The organism is Streptomyces sp. Edi4, from assembly GCF_040253615.1.
Classification (GTDB): Bacteria; Actinomycetota; Actinomycetes; order Streptomycetales; family Streptomycetaceae; genus Streptomyces.
Map to the genome: position 1 here is coordinate 3,077,114 of NZ_JBEJGY010000004.1, position 26,575 is coordinate 3,103,688.

At 72.1% G+C, this 26,575-nt stretch carries 23 protein-coding genes and 1 other RNA gene; 4 read left to right on the forward strand and 20 right to left on the reverse strand.

Going from position 1 to position 26,575, the window contains the following annotated elements; translation table 11 throughout:
- Window positions 1-138: 138 nt before the first annotated feature.
- Together ABR738_RS16100 and ABR738_RS16105 are read right to left on the reverse strand one after the other, a co-directional pair.
- Entirely contained in the window at window positions 139-426 is a 288-nt protein-coding gene (locus ABR738_RS16100; RefSeq protein WP_267052954.1) for a DUF3039 domain-containing protein, read from the reverse strand.
- Between the two features lie 55 nt (window positions 427-481).
- Window positions 482-1,081 carry a YqgE/AlgH family protein gene (locus tag ABR738_RS16105; protein WP_350230670.1) on the reverse strand — a complete coding sequence of 200 codons (600 nt, stop codon included), beginning with the start codon at window positions 1,079-1,081 and terminating at the stop codon, window positions 482-484.
- A gap of 304 nt (window positions 1,082-1,385) precedes the next feature.
- Here ABR738_RS16105 and murA point away from each other — a divergent pair, with 304 nt between their 5' ends.
- On the forward strand, window positions 1,386-2,726 hold the full coding sequence (murA, locus tag ABR738_RS16110) for a UDP-N-acetylglucosamine 1-carboxyvinyltransferase (RefSeq protein WP_350230671.1): 1,341 nt from the start codon (window positions 1,386-1,388) through the stop codon (window positions 2,724-2,726).
- 735 nt (window positions 2,727-3,461) lie between these two features.
- Here the strand turns inward: murA and ABR738_RS16115 are convergent.
- The 7 genes from ABR738_RS16115 to ABR738_RS16145 form a co-directional block, all read right to left on the reverse strand.
- On the reverse strand, window positions 3,462-3,743 hold the full coding sequence (locus ABR738_RS16115; protein ID WP_037692421.1) for an HU family DNA-binding protein: 282 nt from the start codon (window positions 3,741-3,743) through the stop codon (window positions 3,462-3,464).
- 365 nt (window positions 3,744-4,108) lie between these two features.
- Window positions 4,109-5,542, reverse strand: coding sequence for an NAD-dependent malic enzyme (locus tag ABR738_RS16120; protein ID WP_350230672.1), 1,434 nt, complete (start codon window positions 5,540-5,542; stop codon window positions 4,109-4,111).
- A gap of 394 nt (window positions 5,543-5,936) precedes the next feature.
- A complete protein-coding gene (locus tag ABR738_RS16125; protein WP_350230673.1) occupies window positions 5,937-8,348 on the reverse strand; it encodes a HelD family protein in 2,412 nt (803 codons plus the stop codon).
- 117 nt (window positions 8,349-8,465) lie between these two features.
- The gene (locus ABR738_RS16130) at window positions 8,466-9,224 is read right to left on the reverse strand and encodes an anti-sigma factor family protein (RefSeq protein WP_350230674.1); all 759 of its coding nucleotides are present in this window, start codon (window positions 9,222-9,224) and stop codon (window positions 8,466-8,468) included.
- Entirely contained in the window at window positions 9,221-9,808 is a 588-nt protein-coding gene (locus ABR738_RS16135) for a sigma-70 family RNA polymerase sigma factor (RefSeq protein ID WP_350234597.1), read from the reverse strand. The genes ABR738_RS16130 and ABR738_RS16135 overlap by 4 nt, the downstream gene beginning before the upstream one ends.
- 105 nt (window positions 9,809-9,913) lie before the next feature.
- Window positions 9,914-10,474, reverse strand: coding sequence for a CGNR zinc finger domain-containing protein (locus ABR738_RS16140; protein ID WP_350230675.1), 561 nt, complete (start codon window positions 10,472-10,474; stop codon window positions 9,914-9,916).
- Window positions 10,475-10,552: 78 nt separating this feature from the next.
- Window positions 10,553-11,074 carry a GNAT family N-acetyltransferase gene (locus ABR738_RS16145; protein ID WP_350230676.1) on the reverse strand — a complete coding sequence of 174 codons (522 nt, stop codon included), beginning with the start codon at window positions 11,072-11,074 and terminating at the stop codon, window positions 10,553-10,555.
- An 80-nt stretch (window positions 11,075-11,154) separates the two neighbouring features.
- Between ABR738_RS16145 and ABR738_RS16150 the strand changes: the two genes are divergently transcribed.
- A complete protein-coding gene (locus ABR738_RS16150) occupies window positions 11,155-11,379 on the forward strand; it encodes a type II toxin-antitoxin system VapB family antitoxin (protein ID WP_350230677.1) in 225 nt (74 codons plus the stop codon).
- A 57-nt stretch (window positions 11,380-11,436) separates the two neighbouring features.
- On the opposite strand, the gene ABR738_RS16155 is transcribed toward ABR738_RS16150, so the two are convergent.
- The 6 genes from ABR738_RS16155 to ABR738_RS16180 form a co-directional block, all read right to left on the reverse strand.
- Window positions 11,437-12,591, reverse strand: coding sequence for a uroporphyrinogen-III synthase (locus ABR738_RS16155; RefSeq protein ID WP_350230678.1), 1,155 nt, complete (start codon window positions 12,589-12,591; stop codon window positions 11,437-11,439).
- 102 nt (window positions 12,592-12,693) lie between these two features.
- Window positions 12,694-14,031: a nitrate/nitrite transporter gene (locus ABR738_RS16160; RefSeq protein ID WP_350230679.1), complete on the reverse strand. Its 1,338-nt coding sequence runs from the start codon at window positions 14,029-14,031 to the stop codon at window positions 12,694-12,696.
- A 143-nt stretch (window positions 14,032-14,174) separates the two neighbouring features.
- Window positions 14,175-15,332 carry an acyltransferase family protein gene (locus ABR738_RS16165; RefSeq protein ID WP_350230680.1) on the reverse strand — a complete coding sequence of 386 codons (1,158 nt, stop codon included), beginning with the start codon at window positions 15,330-15,332 and terminating at the stop codon, window positions 14,175-14,177.
- A complete protein-coding gene (locus tag ABR738_RS16170) occupies window positions 15,329-17,431 on the reverse strand; it encodes a bifunctional polysaccharide deacetylase/glycosyltransferase family 2 protein (protein ID WP_350234598.1) in 2,103 nt (700 codons plus the stop codon). Before ABR738_RS16170 ends, ABR738_RS16165 begins: the two co-directional genes overlap by 4 nt.
- 237 nt (window positions 17,432-17,668) lie before the next feature.
- The gene (locus tag ABR738_RS16175) at window positions 17,669-18,958 is read right to left on the reverse strand and encodes a hypothetical protein (protein ID WP_350230681.1); all 1,290 of its coding nucleotides are present in this window, start codon (window positions 18,956-18,958) and stop codon (window positions 17,669-17,671) included.
- 153 nt (window positions 18,959-19,111) lie between these two features.
- Entirely contained in the window at window positions 19,112-20,122 is a 1,011-nt protein-coding gene (locus ABR738_RS16180; protein WP_350230682.1) for a LysR family transcriptional regulator, read from the reverse strand.
- 101 nt (window positions 20,123-20,223) lie between these two features.
- Here ABR738_RS16180 and ABR738_RS16185 point away from each other — a divergent pair, with 101 nt between their 5' ends.
- A complete protein-coding gene (locus ABR738_RS16185) occupies window positions 20,224-21,786 on the forward strand; it encodes an MFS transporter (protein ID WP_502964093.1) in 1,563 nt (520 codons plus the stop codon).
- Between the two features lie 86 nt (window positions 21,787-21,872).
- The gene (locus ABR738_RS16190; RefSeq protein ID WP_350230683.1) at window positions 21,873-22,292 is read left to right on the forward strand and encodes a hypothetical protein; all 420 of its coding nucleotides are present in this window, start codon (window positions 21,873-21,875) and stop codon (window positions 22,290-22,292) included.
- A gap of 95 nt (window positions 22,293-22,387) precedes the next feature.
- Here the strand turns inward: ABR738_RS16190 and ssrA are convergent.
- From ssrA to ftsE, 5 genes are all read right to left on the reverse strand, one after another.
- Window positions 22,388-22,757: a transfer-messenger RNA gene (ssrA, locus tag ABR738_RS16195) on the reverse strand.
- Between the two features lie 198 nt (window positions 22,758-22,955).
- Complete coding sequence (gene smpB, locus ABR738_RS16200) at window positions 22,956-23,468, reverse strand: SsrA-binding protein SmpB (RefSeq protein ID WP_350230684.1); 513 nt, start codon at window positions 23,466-23,468, stop codon at window positions 22,956-22,958.
- A 34-nt stretch (window positions 23,469-23,502) separates the two neighbouring features.
- Window positions 23,503-24,705 carry a S41 family peptidase gene (locus ABR738_RS16205; RefSeq protein WP_350230685.1) on the reverse strand — a complete coding sequence of 401 codons (1,203 nt, stop codon included), beginning with the start codon at window positions 24,703-24,705 and terminating at the stop codon, window positions 23,503-23,505.
- 136 nt (window positions 24,706-24,841) lie between these two features.
- Window positions 24,842-25,765 carry a permease-like cell division protein FtsX gene (gene ftsX / locus ABR738_RS16210; protein ID WP_350230686.1) on the reverse strand — a complete coding sequence of 308 codons (924 nt, stop codon included), beginning with the start codon at window positions 25,763-25,765 and terminating at the stop codon, window positions 24,842-24,844.
- A gap of 46 nt (window positions 25,766-25,811) precedes the next feature.
- Window positions 25,812-26,501 carry a cell division ATP-binding protein FtsE gene (gene ftsE, locus ABR738_RS16215; RefSeq protein ID WP_350230687.1) on the reverse strand — a complete coding sequence of 230 codons (690 nt, stop codon included), beginning with the start codon at window positions 26,499-26,501 and terminating at the stop codon, window positions 25,812-25,814.
- Window positions 26,502-26,575: the final 74 nt, after the last annotated feature.

Below are 26,575 nucleotides of genomic sequence, written 5' to 3' on the forward strand. Positions count from 1 at the left end.
GGGAGGAGGTTATGGCGGCGGCAAAGCCCTGGGCAAGAGGTCTGGACAACCCGCCGGCCCACGGAGGCCCCCGGGGACGCGAAACGGCCCCCGGGGTGTGCTTGAGGCACACCCCGGGGGCCGTGGAGGCGGAAAGACCTACTTCTTGTCCTTGCCGCCCTTGTCCTTGTCGCCGCCGGCGCTCATGGACTCGTAGATCTCCTTGCACATCGGGCAGACCGGGTACTTCTTCGGGTCGCGCCCCGGCACCCACACCTTGCCGCAGAGCGCGACGACGGGTGTGCCGTCGAGCGCGCTCGCCATGATCTTGTCCTTCTGGACGTAGTGGGCGAAGCGCTCGTGGTCGCCGTCGCCGTTCGACACCTGGGGTGTCGGCTCTACGAGGGTCCCCGTACCTGCCCCGCGCTCGGGCTCAAGAGTGCTCATAACCACCAAGGGTACTGAAGCCACCCGGAACCGGGGGAAGGACGTCGCCAGGACGTCAATTGAGCGAGGGATCGTCCGGATAGGTGGCGACCATCGCGAGATCGCTGCGCTGGCGGCGCAGCACCGCCCGCCACAGGCTCTCCGGATCCGGGGAGGAGACGTCGCCGGGCTCCGACTCGACCACGTACCAGGCGCCGTCGCCGAGTTCGGCCTCCAGCTGACCCGGGCCCCAGCCCGCGTACCCGGCGAAGATCCGCAGCGAGCCGAGCGCGCCCGCGAGCAGTTCCGGCGGCGCCTCCAGGTCGACCAGGCCGATCGCCCCGTACACCCGGCGCCAGCCGACGGGGTCTCCCCTGCTCGAACGGAGCTGAGAGCTCGGGGACGTGCCCTCGTCGCCGGGGATGACCGCGATGCCGAGCGCGGAGTCCAGCGAGACCGGGCCGCCCTGGAACACCACCCCCGGCTCCCCCGCCAGGCCCGCCCAGGACTCCAGGATGTCGCCGACGCCGACCGGTGTCGGACGGTTCAGGACCACGCCGAGCGTGCCCTCCTCGTCGTGATCGAGGAGCAGCACGACCGCGCGGTCGAAGTTCGGATCCGCGAGGGCCGGTGTGGCGACGAGCAGCCGCCCGGTGAGCGAGGACACCTCGGTCATGCCGACATGATCCCGCATAACCGGGCCCCGCGGGAGACGGGACGGCCCGCGAAGGGCGTCACACGGGGTGGGGGCCGGGGCGGCCGGCGGGCGCACGGCAGCAGCGGGGCGCACGCGCGTGCCCCGGCCCCGTGCCTCCCGCGGGGGGCCCGGGTCCGTGACCCTGCGGTGAGCGGGCCTGAGCGGAGCGTGCTGTAGCGAATTCATTACATACGTGAACCGTCCTTGGCCTTATGGGGCAGGGGCGAAAGCCCCTTACCCTTTACCCCTGCCCCTTGCCCGACGACTCCGGAACGCGAGATTCATGACCGGCACAGACGATGTACTGCTTGTCCACGGCGGAACCCCGCTTGAGGGCGAGATCCGCGTCCGCGGCGCGAAGAACCTCGTGCCGAAGGCGATGGTCGCCGCCCTCCTCGGCAGCGGCCCGAGCAGACTGCGCAACGTGCCCGACATCCGCGACGTACGCGTCGTCCGGGGCCTGCTGCAACTGCACGGCGTCACGGTCCGCCCCGGCGACGAGCCCGGCGAGCTGATCCTCGACCCCTCCCACGTCGAGTCCGCCAACGTCGCCGACATCGACGCGCACGCGGGGTCCTCGCGGATCCCGATCCTGCTGTGCGGCCCCCTCCTGCACCGCCTCGGCCACGCCTTCATCCCGGGCCTCGGCGGCTGCGACATCGGCGGCCGGCCGATCGACTTCCACTTCGAGGTGCTGCGGCAGTTCGGCGCGACCATCGAGAAGCGGGCCGACGGCCAGTACCTGGAGGCCCCCCAGAGGCTTCGCGGGTGCAAGATCACGCTGCCGTACCCCTCGGTCGGGGCGACCGAGCAGGTGCTCCTGACGGCCGTCCTCGCGGAAGGCGTGACCGAGCTGTCCAACGCGGCGGTCGAGCCGGAGATCGAGGACCTGATCTGCGTCCTCCAGAAAATGGGCGCGATCATCGCCATGGACACCGACCGGACCATCAGGGTCACCGGTGTCGACACGCTCGGCGGCTACACCCACCGGGCCCTCTCGGACCGCCTGGAGGCCGCCTCCTGGGCGTCCGCCGCGCTGGCGACCGAGGGCAACATCTACGTCCGGGGCGCCCAGCAGCGCTCGATGATGACGTTCCTGAACACCTACCGCAAGGTCGGCGGTGCCTTCGAGATCGACGACGAGGGCATCCGCTTCTGGCACCCCGGCGGCTCGCTCAAGTCCATCGCGCTGGAGACGGACGTCCACCCGGGCTTCCAGACGGACTGGCAGCAGCCGCTGGTCGTCGCTCTCACCCAGGCCACCGGGCTGTCCATCGTCCACGAGACGGTGTACGAGTCGCGGCTCGGGTTCACCTCCGCGCTCAACCAGATGGGCGCGCACATCCAGCTCTACCGCGAGTGCCTGGGCGGTTCGGACTGCCGCTTCGGGCAGCGCAACTTCCTGCACTCGGCGGTCGTGAGCGGGCCCACGAAGCTCCAGGGCGCCGACCTGGTCATCCCGGACCTGCGGGGCGGCTTCTCCTACCTCATCGCGGCGCTGGCGGCCCAGGGTACGTCCCGGGTCCACGGCATCGACCTGATCAACCGGGGCTACGAGAACTTCATGGAGAAACTGGAAAGCCTGGGCGCGAAGGTGGAACTCCCCAACGGCGCCCTGGTCTAGCCGACCCGGGGGCGGCTGAGGCCGTGCCGGGGGCCCTACGAGGGGCGCGGGGCCGTGCCGGGTGCCCCACGAGGGGCGCGTGGAACCGCGCGGGCGCCCCAGCACGGCCCGCACCCGAAACCGGGCGGGGGTTGCCGGGGCTCCGCCCCAGACCCCGGGGACGCCCCACCCCGCCCCTCCCTGCAACCCTCCGGGGGTCATGAGCGGGCTGAGGCCCAACCCTCTGGGGCTCCGCCCCCGACCCCGCTCGCGCTGAACGCGCTCGTCCTCAAAGGCCGGACAGCCCGACCATGCCCACGCGGGCCGGCACAGACCCCACCAGGGGCGCGGGGAACTGCGCGAGAAGCGACCACGACCCGCAGCCGGGACCCGGGGGCTCCGCCCCCGACCCCGCTCGCGCTGAACGCGCTCGTCCTCAAAGGGCCGGACAGGCCGACCATGCCCATGCGGGCCGGCACAGACCCCGCCAGGGGCGCGGGGAACTGCGCGAGAAGCGACCACGACCCGCAGCCGGGACCCCGGGGGCTCCGCCCCAGACCCCGTTCGGCCCGAACGGCCTCGTCCTCAAAGGCCGGACAGCCCGACCATGCCCACGCGGGCCGGCACAGACCCCACCAGGGGCGCGGGGAACTGCGCACCCAGCCACCCGCGGCACGCGAAAGGGCGGCCACCCTGTTGGACAGGGTGGCCGCCCTCGGCGTTTGCTGCTAAGCGGCCTTGCGGAGCAAAGGACGCTTACTTGCCCTTGGCGGCTTCCTTGAGCTTCGAGCCCGCCGAGACCTTCACGCTGTAACCGGCCGGGATGTCGATCGGGTCGCCGGTCTGCGGGTTACGAGCGGTACGAGCGGCACGGTGGGTGCGCTCGAAGGTCAGGAAGCCGGGGATGGTGACCTTCTCGTCGCCCTTGGCGACGATCTCGCCGACGGTCTCGGCGAGAGCGGCCAGCACGGCGTCGGCGTCCTTGCGGGTCACCTCGGCGCGGTCGGCCAGCGCGGCCACCAGCTCACTGCGGTTCATGTTCTTACTCCCGTGTTCTTCTTGCCTGTGAGGCGTGCCACGCGGCGGAAGCCGCATGTTGGATACAGCGAAGCCGATGCTGCCAGGGCCCTCGGACAGTCCCCGCACCCGGGTCACGACCCTCGCGTCCTGGGGGTCCCCCCTGGACGAAGTCCTTGGGGGAGCATCCTGCCCCCACCTACGGCGGGAAAGCCAATCCGGCACCCGTCCGAGTCACACTGAGTCACACGAAAAGCGCCACTGCCTCGTCAAGGTGACGCTCCGTCGACAACGTGAGGACTCACGAGGGGCCGGTACGGATGCGGGTCATGGTCCGCCACCCTAAGGGGGCGTTACTGGGCCCGCATCCCGCGACGCGCCGTAGCTCAGGCCGACGTGGGGCCCGTCACAGCCGCTCCGGCGGCCTTGGCGGCGTTGCGGACGGCCCCGGCCACCGCCCCGGCCACCTTGTCGTTGAAGACCGACGGGATGATGTAGTTCGCGTTGAGCTCGTCCTCGGCGACGACGTCCGCGAGCGCGCCGGCCGCGGCCAGCATCATCTCGGTGTTGACGGTGCGCGACTGCGCGTCCAGGAGGCCGCGGAAGACGCCGGGGAAGACCAGGACGTTGTTGATCTGGTTGGGGAAGTCCGAGCGGCCGGTGGCGACGACGGCCGCGGTCTCGCGGGCGATCGCCGGGTCGACCTCGGGGTCGGGGTTCGCGAGCGCGAACACGATCGCGCCCTCCGCCATCGCCGCGACGTCGTCGCCGTTCAGGACGTTGGGGGCGGAGACGCCGATGAAGACGTCGGCGCCGACCACGGCCTCCTTGAGCGTGCCGGTCAGGCCCTCGGGGTTGGTGTTGTCGGCGATCCAGCGCAGCGGGGACTCCGGGCTCGCGTCGACCAGGTCGGCGCGGCCGGCGTGCACCACGCCGTGGATGTCGGCGACAACCGCGTTCTTGACGCCGGCCGCGAGCAGCAGCTTGAGGATGGCCGTACCGGCCGCGCCCGCGCCGGACATGACGACGCGTACGTCGCCGATTCCCTTGCCCACCACGCGCAGGGCGTTGGTCAGCGAGGCGAGGACCACGATCGCGGTGCCGTGCTGGTCGTCGTGGAAGACGGGGATGTCGAGGGCTTCGCGCAGGCGGGCCTCGATCTCGAAGCAGCGCGGCGCGGAGATGTCCTCCAGGTTGATGCCGGCGAAGCCGGGGGCGATCGCCTTGACGATCTCGACGATGGCGTCGGTGTCCTGGGTGTCCAGGCAGATGGGCCAGGCGTCGATGTCGGCGAAGCGCTTGAACAGGGCCGCCTTGCCCTCCATGACCGGCATGGCGGCCATCGGGCCGATGTTGCCGAGGCCGAGCACGGCGGAACCGTCCGTCACGACTGCGACGGTGTTGCGCTTGATGGTCAGGCGCCGGGCGTCCTCGGGGTTCTCGGCGATCGCCATGCACACGCGGGCCACACCCGGGGTGTAGATCATCGAGAGGTCGTCACGGTTGCGGATGGGATGCTTGGACTGCATCTCGATCTTGCCGCCGAGGTGCATCAGGAACGTACGGTCGGAGACCTTGCCCAGGGTGACGCCCTCGATGCGGCGCAGTTCCTCGACGATCTCGTCGGCGTGCGCGGTGGAGGTGGCCGCGATGGTGACGTCGATCCGCAGCTTCTCGTGGCCCGAGGCGGTCACGTCCAGGCCGGTGACGGAGCCGCCCGAGGACTCGACCGCCGTGGTGAGCTGCGATACCGCCGTGCCGCTTGCCGGCACCTCAAGACGGACCGTCATCGAGTACGAGACGCTGGGCGCCGTTGCCATGACCGTGTTCCTCTGCTTTCCCTAGCTTCGTTGCTAGCACCGCCTCGGCTGTGGCGTGGTGGTGCCATCCGATGGTCGCACCTACTGGCTGGTAGCCGATAATGGGCGTCCTGTTTCGGAAAGTTGTTTCCACCATACGAGAAAGCGGTGGTCGGCGGAAGACCCCGCCGCACACAGCAGATGACCCCGCCAACGACAACAGGCCCACGTCACCAGAGGGTGACGTGGGCCTGTCGCTCACGTTAAGGACACCGGCCCGCCATGCTCGCCTCGCGGCAAGTGGTCGCTCTGAGCGACTAAGGTTGGGCCCGGGGGCTTGGATCGAGCCGGTGCCACAACCAGGCTAACAAACCACCCCGGGAAGTGATCCCCGCATCGCGAGTTGACTGCGAATTTAATCCCGGAGCAGGTCCGGCACCCCGTCCGCGTCGGGCTCGTCCCGGTCCCCCGAGACCACCGTGAGCTGCTGCGTCGCCCGGGTCAGGGCCACGTAGAGCACCCGCAGCCCGGCCGGGGACTCGTCCGCGATCTCGGCCGGCGACACGACCACCGTGGCGTCGTACTCCAGGCCCTTGGCCTCGAGGCTGCCCAGGGCCACCACGCGGTCGCCGAGCTCCGCGAGCCAGCGCGCGGCCTGTTCGCGGCGCCGCATGGCGACGACCACGCCGACGGTGCCGTCCACCTGGTCCAGCAGGCGCGCCGCCTCCTGGCGCACCGAGCGGGCGAGGTCGCCGTCGCGCACCACCGCGAACCTCGGCTCCACGCCCGTGGAGCGGACGGCGGCCGGGGACTTCATGCCCGGCATCGCCAACTCCAGCACCTTGGCGGCCAGTTCGGCGATCTCCGCCGGGTTGCGGTAGTTCACGGTCAGCTCGAAGCGGCGGCGCGGGCGGCTGCCGAGCGCTTCGTCGCGCGCCTGGGCCGCCTCGTCCGGATCCGACCAGGAGGACTGCGCGGGGTCGCCCACCACGGTCCAGGTGGCGGTGCGGCCCCTGCGGCCCACCATGCGCCACTGCATGGGGGTCAGGTCCTGCGCCTCGTCGACGATGACGTGCGCGTACTCGGTGCGCTCCTGGGCCAGACGTTCGGCCCGCTCGCGCTGGCTCTCCTCGCGGTGCGGCATGAGCTCTTCGAGGCCGGTCAGCGCGTCCAGCGGGTCGTACTCGCGCTTGCGCCTGGGCCGGGCCGGGGCGCCGAGCAGCGTCTCCAGCTCGTCCAGGAGGGCCACGTCGTGCACCGAGTACGCGCCGTCGGCGGCCCGGGCGAGCGAGCGGGCCAGGCGGCGCACCTCGCCCTGGTTGAGGACCCGGCGCGACCAGCGCGCCAGGCGCCGCTCGTCGGCCATCGCCGCCAGCACCCCGCGCGGGGTCAGCTCGGGCCACCACGCGTCGAGGAAGGCGATGAAGGAGTCCTCGGATGTGATGTCGTCGTCGAAGGAGGAGCGCAGTTCGGCGGCGAGTTCCGGGTCCGTGTGGCGCCCGCCCGCGCCGGACTTGGCCCACAGGGCGTCGAGCAGGAGCCTGCGGGCGCGCGGGCGCAGCAGGTTGACGGGCGCGGTGCCGCTGAGCACGGTCTGGCGGATGCGCCGCAGCTCCTCGCCCTCCAGCTCGATACGGGCTCCGAACGCGACGACCCGCAGCCGCTGGGCGGGCTCCGGCGCGGGCGCCTGCTCGCCGAGGGGCAGCTGGTCACCGAGGGCGAGCTGTTCGCCGCCGCGCCGTCTGGAGCGTCCCGGGCGCTCCCCCGGCCCCTCAAGGGCGCCTCTGGCGGCCTTGCGCAGCACGTGGAGCATGCGGGACGAGCCCTTGATCCGGGCGACCGCCGGGTCGTCGTACGCGGTGGCCTCCGCGCCGTCCACGAGGTTGCCGACCGCGCGGATCGCGACCTGGCCCTCCTCGCCGAGCGACGGCAGCACGCCCTCGGTGTAGGAGACGAGCAGCGGGGTGGGCGAGACGATCAGGATGCCGCCCGCGTAGCGGCGCCGGTCCTGGTAGAGCAGGTAGGCGGCGCGGTGCAGCGCGACGGCGGTCTTGCCGGTGCCGGGGCCGCCCTCGACGTAGGTGACGGAGGCGGCGGGCGCCCGGATCACCATGTCCTGCTCGGCCTGGATGGAGGCGACGATGTCCCGCATGGTGTGGCTGCGGGCCTGGCCGAGCGCCGCCATCAGGGCGCCGTCGCCGATGACCGCGAGCGCGGCCCCGTCCAGGGTCGCGGTCAGCTCGGGGCGCATCAGGTCGTCCTCGACGCCGAGCACCTTGCGGCCCTTGGAGCGGATGACGCGGCGGCGCACCACCCGGCCGGGGTCGACCGGCGTCGAGCGGTAGAACGGCGCGGCGGCCGGGGCGCGCCAGTCGATCACCAGCGGCGAGTAATCGGCGTCCAGGACGCCGATGCGGCCGATGTGCAGGGTCTCGGCGATGTCGGCCGTGGCGTCGGGGCGCACCGCGTCCTCGGCGGGCTCGACCGAGGTGTACGCGCCGTCCGGTCCCTTCTTGCCGTCCTTGCCGAGCAGCAGGTCGATCCGGCCGAAGAGGAAGTCCTCGAACTCGTTGTTGAGCCGGTTGAGATGGACCCCCGCCCGGAAGACCTGGGCGTCGCGCTCGGCCAGGGCACCCGGCGTGCCGACCTGTCCGCGCTTGGCGGCGTCGTTCATCAGGAACTCCGCCTCATGGATCTTCTCCTCCAGGCGGCGGTACACCTGGTCGAGATGTACCTGTTCGCCGGCGATTTCGCGTTCCCGGACCGAATCCACCGCGGATTCGGAGGTACCGGCAGCGGAATCGACAGCGGCATCCTGCGCGGCCACCGAGGCCCCCTTCTGACGTGCATTGGGCAGCCGTCAACCGTACGCGAAGGGGGACCCCTTGTCAGGCCACTGTCCGGTGCGGCCCCGCATGTCGGGACACCCGTCTGGGCCCCGGGCTCACGCGGGAACGTCCACGAGTGCCTTCCCGTCGAACGTGCGGACCTCGAAGTGGTCGATCTGGTCGCGGTTCATCGCGGTGCCGCCGTGCACGTACAGCGGGTAGCGGGCCGAGGCGTGCGGGCTGTCCTTGATGCCGTAGCCCCACGCCGGCACCGCCCAGGACGTCACGGTCTCCTGCTCGCCGTTCTTGCCGATCGCGATCAGGCTGCACTTCTGGGGGCCCTTGGCGTTCTTGAGCTCGAGGACGGTGTGGGTGCCCCAGGCCTTGGCCTCGGTGCCCACCGTCGCGGTGGTCCCGGTGGTGGGGTCGGTCGCGGAGACCTTCCGCGTCATGTGGTCGAAGGCGTCCGCGGCCGGGTTGACTGGATTGGCCTGGGCGCTCTGGTGGGTGCCGGTGTCCGACGAGGTCGCCACCACCGCGACCGCGGGCCCGCCCACGATCAGCGCGGCCGCGGCCGCCACCAGACAGGTGGTGCGGCGCCTGCGCCGGGCGCGCTGGGCGGCGACCTCGTTGATCAGGCCCTCGGTCATCCCCGGCGGCACCGGCCGCAGCGGCTGGGCGGCGGGGCCCGGGAACTCCTTGAGCGCGGCCAGCACCGGCTCCATGCCCGCCAGGTCGTCCAGTTCGGCGGCGCACGCCTCGCAGCCCGCGAGGTGCGCCTCGAAGGCGGTGGCCTCGGCGTCGTCGAGGATGCCGAGCGCGTAGGCGCCGACCGCCTCGTGCGCCGAGCCCTCGGCGTACTCCCCGCTCGTCATGCCGTCACCCCCCGCTCCTCCAGTGCGAGCTTCATCGAGCGCAGGGCGTAGAACACCCGGGACCGCACGGTCCCGCTGGGCACGCCGAGCGCCTGGGCGGCCTCATTGACCGTACGTCCCTTGAAATACGTCTCGACCAGCGCCTCCCGGTGGGCCGGGGTCAGGTCGTCGAGCGCGTCGGAGAGGGTCATGAGCCACAGCGCCTTGTCGATCTCGTCCTCCGCGGGCATGACCTCCAGCGGCGACGGATCGACCTCCTGCGGCCGGGCCTGCCGGCTGCGGTGGCCGTCGATGACGATGCGACGCGCGACCGTCACCAGCCAGGGGCGGACCGAACCGGTGGCCCGGTTGAGCTGACCGGCGTTCTTCCAGGCACGGATGAGCGTCTCCTGCACGACGTCCTCGGCCCGCTGGCGGTCGCCCGCCACGAGCCGCATGACGTACCCGAGCAGCGGCCCCGCGTGCTCGCGGTACAGCGCCCGCATCAGCTCCTCGTCGGGCACGGAGCGGTGCCGGGCTCCGCGCGGACGGTCATCGGCCACGGCGGCATCCTTGCGCAACCGGCACCTCCAGGTCGAGACCATCCGGCGCGCGGCTGCGAGCCGGTACGTCCCTCCATACGGACGGTTGACCGCAACCATTCAAACCGGCGGCGCCTTTCCCGGCGCGGCGGCCGTTCGGCGCCCCCGTCAGAGCGCGGCGACGCGCCTGCGGTGGCGCGCCACCCGTTCGCGGTTGCCGCACGCCTCGCTCGAGCACCAGCGGCGTCTGCGCCCGCGCGAGGTGTCGAGGTAGAGCAGCCGGCAGGTGTCGCCCTCGCACTGGCGCAGCAGGGCAAGTGCGCCGGGGTCGGTGAGCAGGTCGATGGCGTCCCGGGCCACGAGGGCGAGCAGCGCGCCGCACTCGGGCGCGCGCTCCAGGGTCCGTACGAGGCCGCCGTGCGCGCCCCGGACCGCGCGCACTCCTGGCGGCGGCACGGCCGCGAGGGCGTTGACGCGGGCGAGCGCGTCGGGGGCGCCATCGCGCCGTGCGTCCAGCTCGGCGTGGACCAACTGACCCACGCAGCAGCGCAGTTCGACGAACCTGGCGGGCCAGTCACCGCCGACCACGACGGGCGCCGCACCCCCGGGCAGCAGTCCGGCGCCGCGCAGCCATTGCCCCAACTCCTTGGCGCCGCCCAGCTGTTCCCTGTCGTACGCCCCGGTCGCCAGCAGATCGAGACAGATCCGCCCCGAGTCGAACCGCGCCATGCGCCTGTCACCGCCTAGGGGGTTACCGGTGAGTGCCACCCCCAGAGTGCCCGCCCGGAGCCGCCCCCGGAACCCCTCCTACCGTCCGGACGCCGACGCGGGCGGCGCGTCGTGCAGGATGCGCTGGAAGAGCCGGTGGTCGCGCCACTCGCCATCGATGTGCAGATAGCGCGGGGCGAGCCCGAACTCCTCGAACCCGGCCTTGGCGAGCACCCGTTGGGAAGCGACGTTGTGCAGCACGGTTCCGGCCTCGATCCGGTGCAGACCCAGTTCCTCGCGGGCCACGCGGCAGATCTCCTCGGTGCCCCGCGTGGCGATGCCCCGCCCGTTGTACTCGGCGTCGACCCAGTACCCGAGGCTCGCGCTGCACGAGGGCCCTAGCACGATCCCGGACAGGGTGAACTGCCCCACCACCCGCTCCCCGTCCACCCACACCCAGACCCGCGCCCCCGGCGCCCGAAGCCGCTCCTCCTGCCCGGCGGCGGTGTAGAAGCCCGCGTGCCGGTAGGGCTCCCAGCGCCGCATGTGCTCCCGGTTCCGCAGCAGCGCGGCGGCCATGGCGGGGGCGTCGGAGATCGCGGCGGGGCGCAGTGTGGTCATGGGCGTACGGTAGCGATCCGCAGTACCCAGGCATGCGGCACGGCCACCTTGGCAGGTGCCCCGAGCCGCCGGGAGGTCACGTGTCCGCCACACAGATCGACATCGACGGCGAAGCGCTCGCCGAGGCGATGCGCCTGTCCGGCGCCCTCACGAAGCACGAGGTGGTGAACCTCGCCCTGCGCGAGTACGCCGAGCGCCGCAGCCGCAGCCGCACCGAGGCCCGTCGGAAGTACTTCCAGCTGGCGCGGGCCTGTGACGCCGAGGGCTTCCGGCGACTGCGTGCCGCCGAGAAGGACACCCTTTGACCTGGCCCCCACTTGATGACCGGCGCCGGCCTGTCGCTGACGTCCGCTCCGGAACTCTCACCCGCCCCCATACTTCGCATCCACCCCCGGATCAAGCGCCAGCCGGTAGCCGCGTTTGACGACCGTCTGGATGAGGCGGGGGGTGCCGAGGGCCGTGCGCAGGCGGGTCATCGCCGTCTCCACGGCGTGTTCGTCGGTGCCCGAGCCGGGTAGGGCGCGGAGCAGTTCGGCGCGGGGCACCACCCAGCCGGGGCGGCGGGCCAGGGTGCGCAGGAGGGCCATGCCCGCCGGGGGGACCGGGCGCGGTTCGCCGTCCACCACGACGGCGTGGCCCCGGATCTCCACGGCGTGCCCGGCCAACGGCAACACCCCGGCCCGGGCCGGGAGTTCGGCGCACAGGAGCTGGACGAGGGGGCCGAGGCGGAAGCGCTCGGGGGTATAGGTGGTCACGCCCCTGGCCTGGAGCGGCAGCGCGGTGACCGGGCCCACGCAGGCCACGAGTACGTCGTCGCGGAGCGCGGCGAGGAGTTCGGGCAGCAGGCCGCGCTCCTCGGCCCGGTTCAGGAGGGAGGTCGCGGCGGGCGCGCTGGTGAAGGTGAGCGCGTCCAGGCCGCGCACGAGGGCCGCGTCCAGGAGCCGGTCGAGCGGCGCCATGTCCTGCGGCGGCAGCCACCGGTACACCGGCACCCCGACGACCTCGGCGCCGCCCTCGCGCAGCGCCTCCACGAAGCCCGGCAGCGGTTCGCCGTGCAGCTGGACCGCGACGCGCCGGCCCGCGACGCCCTCGGCGAGCAGCCGGTCGAGGACCTCGGCCATCGACTCCGAGGCCGGCGACCAGCGTTCGGTGAGCCCGGCCGCCCGCACCGCGCCCTTCACCTTGGGCCCGCGCGCGAGGAGTTCGACGCCCTTGAGGGTGTCGAGCAGGGCGCCGCCCACTCCCCAGCCGTCGGCGGCCTCGATCCAGCCCCGGAAGCCGATGGCGGTGGTGGCCACCACCGTGTCGGGCGGACCGGCGATCAACTGCCGTGTGGTGGCCAGGAGTTCGCTGTCGTCGGCGAGCGGCACGATCCGCAGCGCGGGCGCGTGCAGCACGGTGGCGCCGCGTCGGGTGAGCAGCGCCGCGAGCTCGTCGGCGCGGCGGGCGGCGGTGACCCCGACGGTGAACCCGGCGAGCGGCCCGTGGGTTGCGGCCGCTTGTGGTGCTGCGGTCATGACTCTCCAGGTGTGCGGTGACGGCCGAGCCTGCCAACGGGGCGTGACGTGCGCGGTTCACCCCGGTTTCCCCGCTGTTACGTACCGCCCCGCCGACCAGGATCACACTTCGCCGCCCACGGGCGCCGCCTCCGCGCGTACCGGCGCCGGGGCGGGCCTGCGGACGTATACCGCCCAGGTGACCGCCGAGCACGCCGCGTAGCAGACCAGGAAGGCCGCGAAGGCGGCGGTGCCGGTGCCCGAGGTCTGGAAGGACTGGCGAAAGGCCAGGTTGACGGCGAGTCCGCCGAGCGCGCCGACCGCGCCGACCAGACCCATGGCCGCCCCCGAGACCCGCCGTCCCCGGTCCGCCGCCTCCCCTGCGGTCAGCCCCTGGGCGAGCGCCTTGGCCTGGAAGAGCGCGGGGATCATCTTGTACGTGGAGCCGTTGCCGAGCCCGCTGAGCGCGAACAGGGCGATGAACCCGGTCAGGAAGACCGGCAGCGAGGCGTGGAGCGAGGCGTACAGGACGACGCAGGTCGCCGCGGCCATCGCGGCGAAGTTGCCGAGGGTGATGCGGGCGCCGCCGTAGCGGTCGGCGAGCCGGCCGCCGAGGGGCCGGATCAGGGAGCCCAGCAGCGGCCCGACGAAGGTGAGCGAGGCCGCTTGCAGCGGGGTGCGTCCGAACTGGGTCTGGAGCACCAGGCCGAAGGCGAAGCTGTAGCCGATGAACGAGCCGAACGAGCCGAGGTAGAGGAACGCCATGATCCAGGTGTGAACGTCGCGCAGCGCTTCCTTGACGGCTCCGGTGTCGCCCCGCACCGGCGCCAGGTTGTCCATCCCGAGCGCGGCGGCGAGCCCGGCGAGCACGATGAGCGGCAGGTAGACGGCGAGCAGGACCCGGGGGTGGCCGGCCCCCGCCGTCGCGATGACGAGCAGCCCGACGAGCTGGACGACGGGTACGCCGATGTTGCCGCCGCCCGCGTTGAGGCCGAGCGCCCAGCCCTTCTCGCGGAGCGGGAAGAAGGCGTTGATGTTGGTCATCGAGGAGGCGAAGGTGCCGCCGCCGACCCCGGCGAGCGCGGCGACGAGCAGGAAGGTGGTGTACGAGGTGCCGGGGCGCATCGCCCACCACGCGGCGCCGGCCGGGACCAGGAGCAGCAGGGTGCTGAAGACGCTCCAGTCACGGCCGCCGAAGCGGGCGACGGCGAAGGTGTAGGGGATGCGGGCGAGGGCGCCGAGGAGGGTGGCGAGCGAGATGAGGATGAACTTGCCCGCCGGGTCCACTCCGTAGGCGGGGCCCATGAAGAGCACAAGGACCGACCACAGGCTCCAGACGGAGAACCCGATGTGTTCGCAGAACACGGACAGGTACAGGTTGCGCCGGGCGACGCGTGCGCCCGTGTGGCGCCAGAAGGTGTCGTCCTCCGGCTCCCACCGTTCGATCCATCGGCCGGTCATCGTGCCTCCACGGTCGGTCCACCACTGGTGGGAGCGACCGTAGGGAGGCCGGGTTTCGCCCGCATGGCGCCCGGTGACCGGGGTGCAACCGTGTCTTCACGCGGTGCGGGCGGCGGCGGTGAGCCCGCCGCCGCCCACGGGGCTCACACGGGAAAGAGCCGTGGTGCGCGTTTGGCGGCCACGTCCTCGACCCAGCCGAAGCAGAGCACGCACAGGCCGACCAGGAACCAGGTCACCGCGAGGACCGGCCATGAGCTGTTGAGGAACTTGCCCGCGCCCGCGAGCGCGTGGATGCTCCACAGGTCGTCCCAGACGGTGGCGGCGACCAGGATGCACAGGTTGTGCCAGAGGTAGACCGTCACGGCGCGGGAGTTGAGCAGGGTGATCACCCGGTCCCAGCGACGCAGCGGGGCCGGCCACTGGGCCCACGAGGGGCTGATGTGCAGCAGCAGGAGCACCGACCCGAGCGACCACAGGGCCTGGGCGAGCGGGATGGAGTCCAGTTCGGTGGAGCCGGTGACGGAGTACCCGCCGTGCACCGCCCACGCGTAGCCCAGGGCCATCACGATCGGGGCGAGCGAGGGCACCAGATAGCCCGGCACCTTGCGCAGCACGCCCGCCTGGTGGGCCATGCCGAGGATCCAGCAGGCGCCGAACGTGGCGAAGTCGGTGAGCGCGGAGTCGACGCGCCCGGGAAGGCCGAGGTCGACGAACTCCAGGAGCGCGCAGAGCGCGACCGGGGCGAGGACGGTGGGCCAGGCGGCGCGGCGCAGCATCGCCCGGAAGAGCGGCGAGAGCAGCACGAACCACAGGTAGGCCCGCAGGTACCAGAGCGGTTCGGCGAGGTTGGCACCCCAGTTGTCGCCGAGGACGTGGTGGATGCCGGGCAGGCCGGCCGCGTACGGCGGATCGCTCAGCGGGACCACCCAGAACAGCAGGTGCCCCCACCACCACGCGGGGTGCCCCTCGGAGCCGGGTCCCCAGCCCTGCGCGAGCATGCCGGTGATCCCGACCGCGCCGAGCAGCCACATCGGGGGCAGCAGGCGGCGCATCCGGCCGCGGACGACCTGGAGGGCGGGCCGCTTCAGGGAGCGGGACATCAGGTTGCCTGCGAGCGCGAACATCACGCCCATGGAAGGGAAGGCGAGCGGCAGCCAGGCCCAGCCCATGAGGTGGTAGAGCACCACCCGGAACAGGGCCAGGGCGCGCAGGAAGTCGAAGTACCGGTCGCGCGCGGGCACCCGGGGTGCCGGGGCGGGCGCCGTCGCCACCGCCTGGGGCACCTCCACGTACGAACTCATCGCGCGGCCTTCCGCTCGGCCGGGTTGCCGGGCGCCTCGACCACGCCGGTGCGGCGCAGCTTCTGCCAGCGAAGGCGGCCGCCGGTCACCGCGGTGATCCAGGACTGGAGCAGCACGACGTACATCAACTGCCGGTACAGGACCTGCTGGAGGGGCAGCGACAGGAGGTGGGTCAGGCGTTCCTTGTCGAGCCGGAAGGCGTACGCCGCGCACACCCCCTGGATCGCGAGCACGACGAGCCAGGCCACGATGGTCTGCTCGGTCTTGCCGAAGACGATCCCGTACAGCAGGAAGATGTCGATGAGCGGCGCGAGCAGCGGGGCCACGACCATGAACAGGGCGACAAGGGGCAGGCCGACGCGGCCGAAACGGCCGGACGCGCCCCGGTCCTTGACGGCGCCCCGGTGCTTCCAGATCGCCTGCATGGTGCCGTAGGACCAGCGGTAGCGCTGCGACCAGAGCTGCTGGACGGACTCGGGGGCCTCGGTCCAGGCGCGGGCGTTCTCGGAGTAGACCACGCGCCAGCCGTCCCGGTGGATGGCCATGGTGATGTCGGTGTCCTCGGCGAGGGTGTCCTCGCTCATGCCGCCGACGCGTTCCAGGGCCTGGCGGCGGAAGGCGCCGACCGCGCCGGGGATGGTGGGCATGATGCCCATCAGGTCGTACATGCGGCGGTCGAGGTTGAAGCCCATGACGTACTCGATGTGCTGCCAGGCGCCGATGAGCGAGTCGCGGTTGCCGACCTTGGCGTTGCCCGCGACGGCTCCCACGCGTGTGTTGCCGAAGGGCTGCACCAGTTCGCGCACGGTGGACGGCTCGAAGACGGTGTCGCCGTCCATCATGACGACGAGTTCGTAACGGGCGTGCGCGATGCCGTTGTTGAGGGCGGCGGGCTTGCCCGCGTTCTCCTGGCGCACCACACGCACATTGGGGTAGCCGAGCGCTTCGACGATGTCGGCGGTGCCGTCGCTCGAACCGTCATCGATCACGATCACTTCGATCGGATGATCGCTCGCCATGAGCGAACGAACGGTATTGGCGATGCATTCACGCTCGTTGTACGCGGGCACGAGCACCGAGACCGGTTCGGTGACCGGCGCTCCCCATTGGAAGCCCTTGCCGCGCACCTTGCGGGCGTGCGCGAAGGACAGCACCAGCATCAGGCCGAAGCGGGCGAAGACGAGCACGCCGACGACGGCGAGGCCGACGACCAGGAAGTCGGTGGTGTGCTCCGCCACCTGGACGGCGCCGACGAACGCCTCGCCCTTCCACAGGTCCATGCCGCTGACCGGGGTCAGGGCGCTGGGAGCGCCGAGCGCGGTGGTGAGGTTGACGAAGGTGTAGCCCGATTCCTGCATGTCCGGCAGGAACTTGTCGAGCGCGGCCACGGTCTGCGAGCGGTCGCCGCCGAAGTCGTGCATCAGGACGATGGCGCCCTTGTCGTCCTCCGGGGTGGCGTTGTGAATGATCTTCTTGACGCCTGGCCGCTTCCAGTCCTCGCTGTCGGTGGAGTCGAGGGCCACGACGTAGCCCTTGCTGCCGACGTACTGGACGACCGGCCAGGTGTCGTTGTCCATGGCGTCGGCGAAGGAGGAGTACGGCGGCCGGAACAGCGAGCTGTGCACGCCGGCCGCGCCAGCGAGCGCCAGTTGGTTCTCGGAGAGCTCGCGGTCGATGCGCGACTTGGACTGGTAGGACAGATCGGGGTGGTTGAAGGTGTGCAGACCCACCTCGTGGCCCTCGGCGACCATGCGTTTGATGAGGTCCGGGTAGCGCGAGGCGTTGGTGCCGGTCACGAAGAAGACGGCGTGCGCGTGGTACTTCTTCAGCTCGTCGAGGACCTTGGGGGTCCAGGTCGGGTCCGGGCCGTCGTCGAAGGTGATGACGATCTTGTGGTCCGGGATCTGGAGGCTGACCGGCTTGCCGGGGGTGCGCGCGTCGATGACCGGGCCACCGTCGATGATCTTGTCCGGGACCCTGTCGGTGGGCGCGGGGTCGCGCACGCGGTGGTCCGCGGAGATCTCGCTGTGCACATAGCCGCGCAGCATCAGCATCGCGACGAGCGCGACGAGCAGCAGCAGCGGCAGCAGATAGCGCATGGGCAGCCGCTTGCGCCGCATGGGCCGCGGCTTGGCCTTGGTGGTTCTCATGGCAGGTGTCGTTACGCCTTCGGGCCGGTACGCCGACGTGGCCGTACGGGGTTGGTGCTGAGGGTTGCCGGCGCGCCCTGGACCACTGCGGGCGGGCCGGGAGGGGGGTGCCGGGCGCCGGGGTGCCGGCGGGGTGCGGGAGTTCGGGCGGGCCGCGCCGGGCGGCCCCGCGGGCGGCCTCTCGGCTCAGGCGCCGGTCTTGCCGCCGGAGGGCGAGACCGCGTGGCCGGCCGGCTTGGAGGCGGTGCCCGCGGGCGGGGACGCCTTGGTATTCACCGGGATGTGTCCCGTGACCGGGGTCGCGCCGTGCGGGAGCTTGCCGGCGGGCTTGGATGCCTTGGGCGAGGGCGCCTTGGGGACGGTGTGCGTGGGCGCCGTGATCTTCTTCGGGGACGCCTTGGGCTCCGGGGCCTGCGAGGAGGCCGCCTGCGGGGGCGCCGTCACGGCGTCGGCCTTGCCGCCGCCGTCGGGGATCGTCAGGCTCGGGGCGGTGGCGCTGCCGCCGAGCAGCGAGCCGACGAGCGCGGCGGCGAAGCCGGTCGCGGCGAGGCCGAAGACCCAGCCGAGCCAGCGCACCTTCTTGCCTCGGCGCCCGCTGGAGTCGACGAACACGGGCCGGTCGTGGCCGCGCTGGCTCGGTATGGCGGCGAGCGGCCGGAAGATGGGGATCTTCTGCGTGGCCGACCGCTCCACCTCGCTCTGCGCCCCGCCCTCGGCCACCCGGCCCGCCCCACCAGCCCGGCCGCCCTCCTGCGCCGCGCCCACCCCGCCCGCCCACGCGGACGCACCCGACGCGACGACCCGGTCGAGGGGCCGCAGCTTGGTCGTCCGGTCCTCCAGCTCGGGCCGCGCCGCCGCACGGTCGGCGGGGGCGGGCTTGGTCAAGCGGTCGGCGGAGGGCGGCGGGGTGGCGGTCCGGGCCACGGGCCCCGGGCCGCTCACCCGGTCGTCGGCCTGGGCGTTGGCCTGGGCGTTGGCGGTCCGGCCCACGGGCTGGGGCTGAGGCCGGAGGGCTGTCCGGTCGAGGGGCCGCAGCTTGGTCGTCCCGTCCTCCAGCTCGGGCCGCGCGGCCGCACGGTCGGCGGGGGCGGGCTTGGTCAAGCGGTCGGCGGGGGCGGGCTTGGTCAAGCGGTCGGCGGGGGCAGGCTTGGTCAAGCGGTCGGCGGCGGGCGGCGGGGTGGCGGCCGCGTCGGCGGGCCGGGGGGCGGTCCCGTCGGTGGGCTGCGTGGCGGACACCCGGGCCGCTGGGGCCGGCTGGGACACCCGGGCGGTGAGCTGAGCCGTGGGGGCCGTGGCGGTGGCCTGGGCCGGGCGGGGGCGGGGGGCGGGCGCCGAGGGCCGCTCCGTGGGCCCGGGTGCGCTCAACGGCTCGGCCAGGACGCCGAGTTGCATCGTCGCGTCGTGCTGCGGGTGTTCCTTGGCCGCGCGTCCGGCCGGGGGCTGTCCGCCCGGCCCGCTGTCTATCCGACTGTCCATGTTCGTACGCACTCCCTGAATGTGTTCGCGGGTTGCGCGCACGACTCCCGGGCACCACCTCCGGAACGGGGAAAACCCCACCCGTTCCTCGCGCCCCCACTATCCCGCCGCACCCGGGCGTTGAATGTAGCGCACGCTGCTGTGGACATGTATTCACGTATCGCGTGATGTTCGCCTTAGGCCGCCCACACCTGGGGCATACGGCTCCATCAAGGACAAGTCGGGCTCGGGCAGCCAGCTTCGCGGGGGCCGCGTCAGCCATCCGCGCCGTGCCGCCGCCGCGTCGGCCACCCGGCGCAGGGCGCCGAGACCCGGGTGCGAGAACCCCGCGCGCCACACCATCGACACCGGCGCGAGCGGCACGGGCGCGGTCAGCGGGCGCACGACCATGCCGGGCACCTCCATGAAGTCGGTACTGGCCAGCACCGACCAGCCCCGCTTGCGCACCACCCGTACGAACTCCTCCTCGCCCGCGATCTCCGGGAACGGCGCGGCCGCCTCGATGCCGCGCCCCGCGAAGAGCCGCCGGGCCGGATCGGTCCACTCCAGGGTGGCCGGGTTGCCCGCCGCCACGTACAGCGTCTCGCCGGCCAGCGCGTCCACCGGCACCTCGGCCAGACCCGCGAGGCGGTGCCCCGCGTCGAGCAGCACCGCCATCCGCTCGAAGCGCACCGGCTGGTGGTCGAGCCCGGCCAGGACCTCGGGCCCGAGCCCGGCCACCCGACCGAAGGAGACGTCGACGCGTCCGGCCAGGATCTCGGCGGCCGCCCCGGTGAGGCCGCTGATGTACCGGGCCACGAACTCGACGCCTGGCGCCTCGGCCCGGGCTGCCGCCAGCACCCGCGCGCCGGTGCCGACCGGCGCCGAGATGTCGACGACGAGCGGCCGCTCCTCCGCGCCGCCGACCCAGGCCGCGCGCAGCTCGTCGTGCGCGGCGAGCACCCGGCGGGCGTACGGCAGCAGGCGCGCGCCGTCCGCCGTGAGCGCCACCGCGCGGGTGGTACGCACGAACAGTTCGGCCCCCAACTCCCGCTCCAGGCGCCGGACATCACGGCTCAGGGCCTGCTGGGCGACGAAGAGCCGGGCGGCGGCACGGGTGAAGTGCGACTCCTCGGCGACGGCCAAGAAGGAGCGCAGCAGACGGGGGTCGGCGTCACGGGGCACGCGGGCAGTCAACCGCACGCCGCGCGTTGACAACAAGAGTGCGTGAATGGGCGCTGAGCAGGTGTTGGACCGCTGTGCGCGGCGACGGAAAGGATCGGGCCATGCCGCCCACGCCCCCGCACGCCCACCCGCCGAACCCGCCGAACCCGCCGAGCCCGTCGAGCCCGTCGAGCCCGTCGAAGCCATCGAACCCGCCGACCTCGGCGAAGCCATCGAGGCCATCGAGGCCGCCGAACTCATCGAGCTCGTCAAAGCCTTCGAGCTCGTCGAGCCCGGCGAAGCCGCCGAACCCGGCGACCCCGGCGAAGCCATCGAGCCAGACGACCCCACCGAACCCATCGAACCCATCGACGCCGGCGAACTCATCGAGCTCGTCGAAGCCTTCGGGCCTGTCGAGCCCGGCGAAGCCGCCAAGCCACCCGACCCCGGCGAAGCCGGCGAAGCCTTCGAGCCCGTCGAACCCTTACCTCCGCCTCCTGCGCACCCCGGGCGCCCTCGCCTTCACGTTGGGCAATCTGCTCGCCCGGCTTCCCATGGGCATGTTCAGCGTGAGCGCCGTCCTCATGATCTCGGGGTCGCGCGGTTCCTACGCCCTGGCGGGTGCGGTCACCGCGACCGGTCTCGCCGCGACCGCCCTGGTGGCCCCCTGGACGGCCCGGCTCGTCGACCGGCACGGACAGGCCCGGGTCGCCGTACCCGCCACGGCGATCGCGGTCGCCGGTTCGCTCGCGCTGCTGCTGTGCGTGCGCCTGGGCGCCCCCGACTGGACACTGTTCGCCGCGTACGCCGCTACCGCCACCACCCCCAACACCGGCGGGATGTCCCGTGCCCGCTGGGCCCATCTGTTCAGCGGCCCGTCGCCGGCGGACGCGGCCGCCCTGCACACCGCCAACTCCTTCGAACAGGCCGCCGACGAGCTCTGTTTCCTGGCCGGTCCGGTCGCCGCCGCCTTTCTGTGCTCGGCCCTGTTCCCCGAGGCCGGCACCCTCGTCGGGACGGTGCTCCTGATGACGAGCGTGCTGATCTTCGCCGCCCAGCGCGCCACCGAGCCGCCCGCCGTACCCCGTACGAAGACCTCCAAGTCCCCGGTCCGCGTCCGGGGGTTCGTCCCGCTGCTCGCCGTCTTCGTGGCCACCGGCGCGGTGTTCGGCGCCCTGGAGATCACGACCATCGCGTACGCCGACGCGCTCGGCCACCGCGCCGCCGCCGGTGCGGTGCTCGCGCTCCAGGCGGCCGGGTCCTGCGCCGCCGGTCTCGCCTACGGCGCCCTGCGCCCGGCCCGCCGCGCGGCCGGGCGGCTCGTGGTGTGTGTCGCGGCCATGAGCGCCCTGATGTGCCTCCCGCTGCTGGCGGCGCGTGCGGACGGCTCGCTGCCCGTGCTCGCGGCGGCGCTGCTGTGCGCGGGCGCCGCCACCGCGCCCACCATGGTCACGGGCATGACGCTGATACAGCGGCGCACCCCGCGCGGCCGGCTGAACGAGGGCATGACGCTCGCCGTCACCGCGATCCTCGGCGGCATCGCGCTCGGCTCGGCGGCCGGTGGCCAGGTCATCGCTCAAGCGGACGCCGTGATGGGCTACTTGGTCCCGGTCTGCGCGGCGGCCGTCGCCCTGGTGGTGTGCGTCGCGGGACACGGGCGGTACTCTGCACCGCCCCGCCGATGAGCGGGGCATCTCCCTCCGCTTGCGACACCGCTCAGGGGCGGCCCCCTCCGCCCGCGTGTCCGCGTAACGAAGAAAGGCCTTTCCCCGTGGCCATGAAGAAGTCGACGATCCAGCGGCAGGTCGCCGAGGCGATAGCCCTGGCCAATCCGCAGGACCGCCCGGTCGTCACGATCCAGGCGATAGCCGGCCCCAGCGTCTGGCTGATGAGCCTGTTCGGCATCGTGGGTCAGGCCTTCTTGACCTACTACTTCGTCACCGTGACCCAGCAGGCCGTGCTGCTCCACCGGGCCAGCCGGATGAGCAACCGCCCCCAGGAGCTCGTCACCGCGATCCCGCCGCACGAGGCGATGCGGATGATCACCGACGTCCGGCGCAACACGCTGTGGAGCTCGTTCCGCTGTCAGCTGCCCGGCCGGCCGAAGCCGGTCCGCATGAACGTCCACCGCATGTGGCGCAAGGAGATGGACCAGCTCCTCGGCATGCTCACCGGCCGCCCGGTCGCCTGATCCGGCTCCGGGCACGACAAAGGCCCGGCCGCTCGAAAGCGACCGGGCCCTTGCCTACATGGGGCGAGGCGAGCCGGACATCCGGTTCTCCTCGACGGTGGAGATGGCGGGAATCGAACCCGCGTCCAACGGTGCAAAAACAGGGCTTCTCCGTGTGCAGTTCGCTGCGATTTTCTCGGCCCCGGCAATCACGCGAACAAGTCGCCGACGGGCCCAGTCACTGTTTTATTTCCTCCTGGACCCCGTGACCGGGTCCAGAAGTTTAGTTCCCTAGCTGATGCCAGGATCCGGGTCGGGAACAGCCCCGGGCTGACACTTCGCAAGTCGCTACTTAGGCAGCGAGGGCGAAGGAATCGCGCTTGGTGTTGGCGATTATTGTTTGCGACATATGGTTTACGAGATCATTGCCGCTTCCTCGACACGCTTCCCCTGCTTCGACATCCGCTGTCGAAACCGATCATCCCCATGTGGTGTTTTCAAGGTGGTGCCGCACCTTCGCTGAGGTGCAGTGCCATCGTACGTGACCGACGCCCGACGGTGCCAGCCCATTACGCGCGTGCGGCGCGCGGACCGGGGTGGCCGGGCGCGGACCGGGCGGGCCGGGTGCGGACCGGGCGGACCGGGTGCGGACCGGGCGGACCGGGTGGGGCCGAGGGGCGGGTCCTACCGCAGGCTCGCCCGCTCCTTGCGCTTGACCGCCGAGATGGCCCGGTCCGTCTCGCGCCGGTCCTGCTTCTCGCGCAGGGTCTGCCGCTTGTCGTACTCCTTCTTGCCCTTGGCCAGCGCGATCTCGATCTTGGCGCGGCCGTCCTTGAAGTAGAGCGCGAGGGGCACGATCGTGTGACCCGTCTCGCCCGACTTCGACTCCAGCTTGTCGATCTCGACCCGGTGCATCAGCAGCTTCCGCTTGCGCCGCGCGCTGTGGTTGGTCCACGTGCCCTGCGCGTACTCCGGCACGTGCACGTTGTGCAGCCACGCCTCGCCGCCGTCGATCTGCACGAACCCGTCGACCAGCGAGGCCCGGCCCTGCCGCAGCGACTTCACCTCGGTACCGGTCAGCACGAGACCGCACTCGTAGGTGTCGATGATGAGGTAGTCGTGCCGTGCCTTCTTGTTCTGCGCGACGAGCTTGCGCTTGCTGTCCTTCTCTTTGTCCTTGCCCGTGTTCTTAACCATAGTGCGGCCATTTTCTCACCCCCGCGCAAGCGGTTTACCTCGCGCCGCCCAGACCGCTCAGGACCGTCTCCGCGTGCTCGAGCGGGTGGTCGGTGACGGGCAGGTCCGGCGTGATGCCCGAGCCGTCCAGGGCGTGGCCCGCCGGGGTGCGGTAGTGGCCCACGGTCAGCTCGGCCACCGCGCCGCCCGCGAGCCCGGTGGGCATCTGGACCGAGCCCTTGCCGAAGGTGCGCGCGCCGACCGTGACCGCGCGGCCCCGGTCCTGGAGTGCGCCGGTCAGCAGCTCGGCCGCGCTCATGGTGCCGCCGTCGATCAGGACGACCAGGGGGCGCGTGCCGTCGCCGCCGCCCTGCGCGTACAGCGCGTGCTGACGGCCGTGCACGTCGTACGTGGCCACGAGGCCGCCGTCGAGGAAGGCGGAGGCCGCCGTGGTGGCCTCGGTGACCAGGCCCCCGCTGTTGCCCCGCAGGTCGAGCAGGATCCCGGCGCCCTTCGGGGCCCGGCGCGCCGCGCCGCGCACCCGCTCGCCCGTTCCCTTGGTGAAGGCCGCCACCTTGATCATCACGACCTTGGCGGAGAGATCGGTGACGCTCACGTCCTGGGCGGCGAGGACGGCCCGGCCGAGCGTCAGGGTCCAGGCGCGCGTCCCCCGGCTCAGGTCGAGGGCGACCCTGCTTCCGGCCGCGTCGCCGCGCAGCCGGGCGACCACGTCGGTGACGGGCTGCCCCTGGGTGGGCCGGCCGTCGACCGCGCGCAGGAAGTCGCCGGGCCGGACGCCGGCGCGGGCGGCGGGGCCGTCGTCCTGGACGCGGGTCACCTCGGTGCGGCCGTCGGCGGTGCGGGCGAGCCAGAGCCCGACCCCGGTGTAGCGGCCTTCGAGAGCGTCCTCGTACTGCTCGTACTGCGCCCTGTCGTACACCGCGCCCCAGCGGTCCCCGCTGCGCCCCACCGCCTCCTCGGCGGCCCGGGCCCCCGACTTGCCGTCGGCCTCGGCCTCGGCGGCCGCGCGCCGCACTTCATCGACGGCGCGTTCGCCGCCCCGGGTGGTGTGCCCCGCGCGCGCGTCCGCCCCGGCGGCCACCGAGGTGCCGGACGTCAGGACGAGGGGCGCGCGCTCGGGGCCCGGCAGGCAGTTGGTGGCGGCGGCGGTGGCCAGCACGCCCAGGAGGACCAGCGCCAGAGCGGCCCCGCGGCGGCCCGCGCCACGGGGCCCGGGACAGAGATCGGGGCCGGACATGGCGCCGAGTCTAGGACAAACCCCGGGCGCCACAGGGGGTGTTGCTCCCATGGCGCCCGGGGCGTACGTCACACGCGGGGGTCGGTCCGGACCCGGACCTCACTCGGTCCTCACCAGGACCCGACTCGGACCTGACTCAGACCTTGAGGTACTTGCGCAGCGCGAGGAAGGCCGCGACGGCGGGCATCAGGACGCTGGCGGCGAGCACCAGCGGGATCTTGGCGAGCACGGCGTTCCATCCGATGAACTTGATGAGGCTCAGGTTCTGCGCCAGCGACATGCCGTGATCAATTATGAAGTACCGCGCCATGACGAGGAGTCCGGCCGCCCCGATGCCGCCGAGCAGCCCGGCGAACGCGGCCTCCATGATGAACGGCGCCTGGATGTAGAAGCTGGACGCGCCGACCAGGCGCATGATCCCGGTCTCGCGCCGGCGGCTGAACGCCGAGACCCGCACCGTGTTGACGATCAGCATCAACGCCACGATCAGCATGATCGCCATGACCGCGAGGGCCGCCGCGTTCATGCCGTTGAGGATCTTGAAGAGGGTGTCGAGGGTGCCGCGCTGGTCCTGCACCGACTCGATGCCGTCCCGGCCGGCGAAGGCGGTGGCCACCACCTTGTACTTCTGCGGGTCCTTGAGCTTGACCCGGAAGGACTCCTGCATCTGGTCGGGGGTGATGGTGCTGGCCATCGGGGTGGAGCCGTACTGGTCCTTGTAGTGCTTGTACGCCTCGTCCTGCGACTCGTACACCACGCTCTGCACGATGTCGAGCTTCTTGAGGTCGGCCTCGATGTCCTTCTTCTGCTGCGCCGTCACCGCGCCCTTGGCGCACTGGGTGACCTTCTCGGTCTCGGCTTCCGCCTTGTTGCACAGGAAGAGGGAGACGTTGACCTTGTCGTACCAGTAGTCCTTCATGCTGTTGACCTGGTCCCGCATCAGCAGCGTCCCGCCGAACAGGGCCAGCGAGAGGGCGACGGAGACGACGACGGCGATCGTCATGGTCAGGTTGCGGCGGAGACCGACCCCGATCTCCGAGAGTACGAACTGGGCGCGCATGGCGACTATTTCAGCCTTTCAGTGCTCGACGAGTGCGCTACGGCGCTCAGTGCTGGTAGCCGTAGACGCCGCGCGCCTGGTCGCGTACGAGTCGGCCGGACTCCAGCTCGATGACGCGCTTGCGCATCTGGTCGACGATGTTCTGGTCGTGCGTCGCCATGATGACCGTGGTGCCGGTCCGGTTGATCCGGTCGAGCAGTTTCATGATGCCGACGGAGGTCTGCGGGTCGAGGTTGCCGGTCGGCTCGTCCGCGATGAGCAGCATGGGCCGGTTGACGAAGGCGCGGGCGATGGCCACGCGCTGCTGCTCACCGCCGGACAGCTCACCGGGTCTGCGGTCCTCCTTGCCGGAGAGCCCGACCAGGTCGAGCACCTGGGGCACGGCCTTGCGGATCTCACCGGGCGCCTTGCCGATGACCTCCTGGGCGAACGCGACGTTCTCCGCCACGGTCTTGTTGGGCAGCAGGCGGAAGTCCTGGAAGACGGTGCCCAGTTGGCGCCGCATGTGCGGCACCTTCCAATTGGACAGGCGGGCCAGGTCCTTGCCCAGCACGTGCACCTGCCCGTGGCTGGCGCGCTCTTCCCGAAGGACGAGTCGCAGGAAGGTCGACTTCCCGGAACCGGACGAGCCGACGAGGAAGACGAACTCGCCCTTCTCGATGTCGAGGGAGACTTCCCGCAGGGCTGGTCGGGTCTGCTTGGGATAGGTCTTGGAGACATTGTCGAATCGGATCACGGGTGCACCACGGGTCGGCCGGGAGTATAGGTGTGCGTGACCTTACGCGAAGGGGACGAGCCCGCGCAGGCCCC

Bases quoted from the DNA above. Each gene is read 5' to 3' on its own strand.
- ABR738_RS16105 (WP_350230670.1), bottom strand. From the start codon at position 1,081: ATGACCGAGGTGTCCTCGCTCACCGGGCGGCTGCTCGTCGCCACACCG.
- ABR738_RS16130 (WP_350230674.1), bottom strand. From the start codon at position 9,224: ATGACGAGCGGGGAGTACGCCGAGGGCTCGGCGCACGAGGCGGTCGGC.
- ABR738_RS16175 (WP_350230681.1), bottom strand. From the start codon at position 18,958: ATGGACAGTCGGATAGACAGCGGGCCGGGCGGACAGCCCCCGGCCGGA.
- smpB (WP_350230684.1), bottom strand. From the start codon at position 23,468: ATGGTTAAGAACACGGGCAAGGACAAAGAGAAGGACAGCAAGCGCAAG.
- ABR738_RS16160 (WP_350230679.1), bottom strand. From the start codon at position 14,031: ATGACCGGCCGATGGATCGAACGGTGGGAGCCGGAGGACGACACCTTC.
- ABR738_RS16185 (WP_502964093.1), top strand. From the start codon at position 20,224: ATGCCGCCCACGCCCCCGCACGCCCACCCGCCGAACCCGCCGAACCCG.
- ABR738_RS16100 (WP_267052954.1), bottom strand. From the start codon at position 426: ATGAGCACTCTTGAGCCCGAGCGCGGGGCAGGTACGGGGACCCTCGTA.
- ABR738_RS16140 (WP_350230675.1), bottom strand. From the start codon at position 10,474: ATGGCGCGGTTCGACTCGGGGCGGATCTGTCTCGATCTGCTGGCGACC.
- ftsX (WP_350230686.1), bottom strand. From the start codon at position 25,765: ATGCGCGCCCAGTTCGTACTCTCGGAGATCGGGGTCGGTCTCCGCCGC.
- murA (WP_350230671.1), top strand. From the start codon at position 1,386: ATGACCGGCACAGACGATGTACTGCTTGTCCACGGCGGAACCCCGCTT.
- ABR738_RS16165 (WP_350230680.1), bottom strand. From the start codon at position 15,332: ATGAGTTCGTACGTGGAGGTGCCCCAGGCGGTGGCGACGGCGCCCGCC.
- ABR738_RS16170 (WP_350234598.1), bottom strand. From the start codon at position 17,431: ATGCGCTATCTGCTGCCGCTGCTGCTGCTCGTCGCGCTCGTCGCGATG.
- ABR738_RS16135 (WP_350234597.1), bottom strand. From the start codon at position 9,808: ATGGTCTCGACCTGGAGGTGCCGGTTGCGCAAGGATGCCGCCGTGGCC.
- ABR738_RS16115 (WP_037692421.1), bottom strand. From the start codon at position 3,743: ATGAACCGCAGTGAGCTGGTGGCCGCGCTGGCCGACCGCGCCGAGGTG.
- ABR738_RS16155 (WP_350230678.1), bottom strand. From the start codon at position 12,591: ATGACCGCAGCACCACAAGCGGCCGCAACCCACGGGCCGCTCGCCGGG.
- ABR738_RS16205 (WP_350230685.1), bottom strand. From the start codon at position 24,705: ATGTCCGGCCCCGATCTCTGTCCCGGGCCCCGTGGCGCGGGCCGCCGC.
- ABR738_RS16145 (WP_350230676.1), bottom strand. From the start codon at position 11,074: ATGACCACACTGCGCCCCGCCGCGATCTCCGACGCCCCCGCCATGGCC.
- ABR738_RS16120 (WP_350230672.1), bottom strand. From the start codon at position 5,542: ATGGCAACGGCGCCCAGCGTCTCGTACTCGATGACGGTCCGTCTTGAG.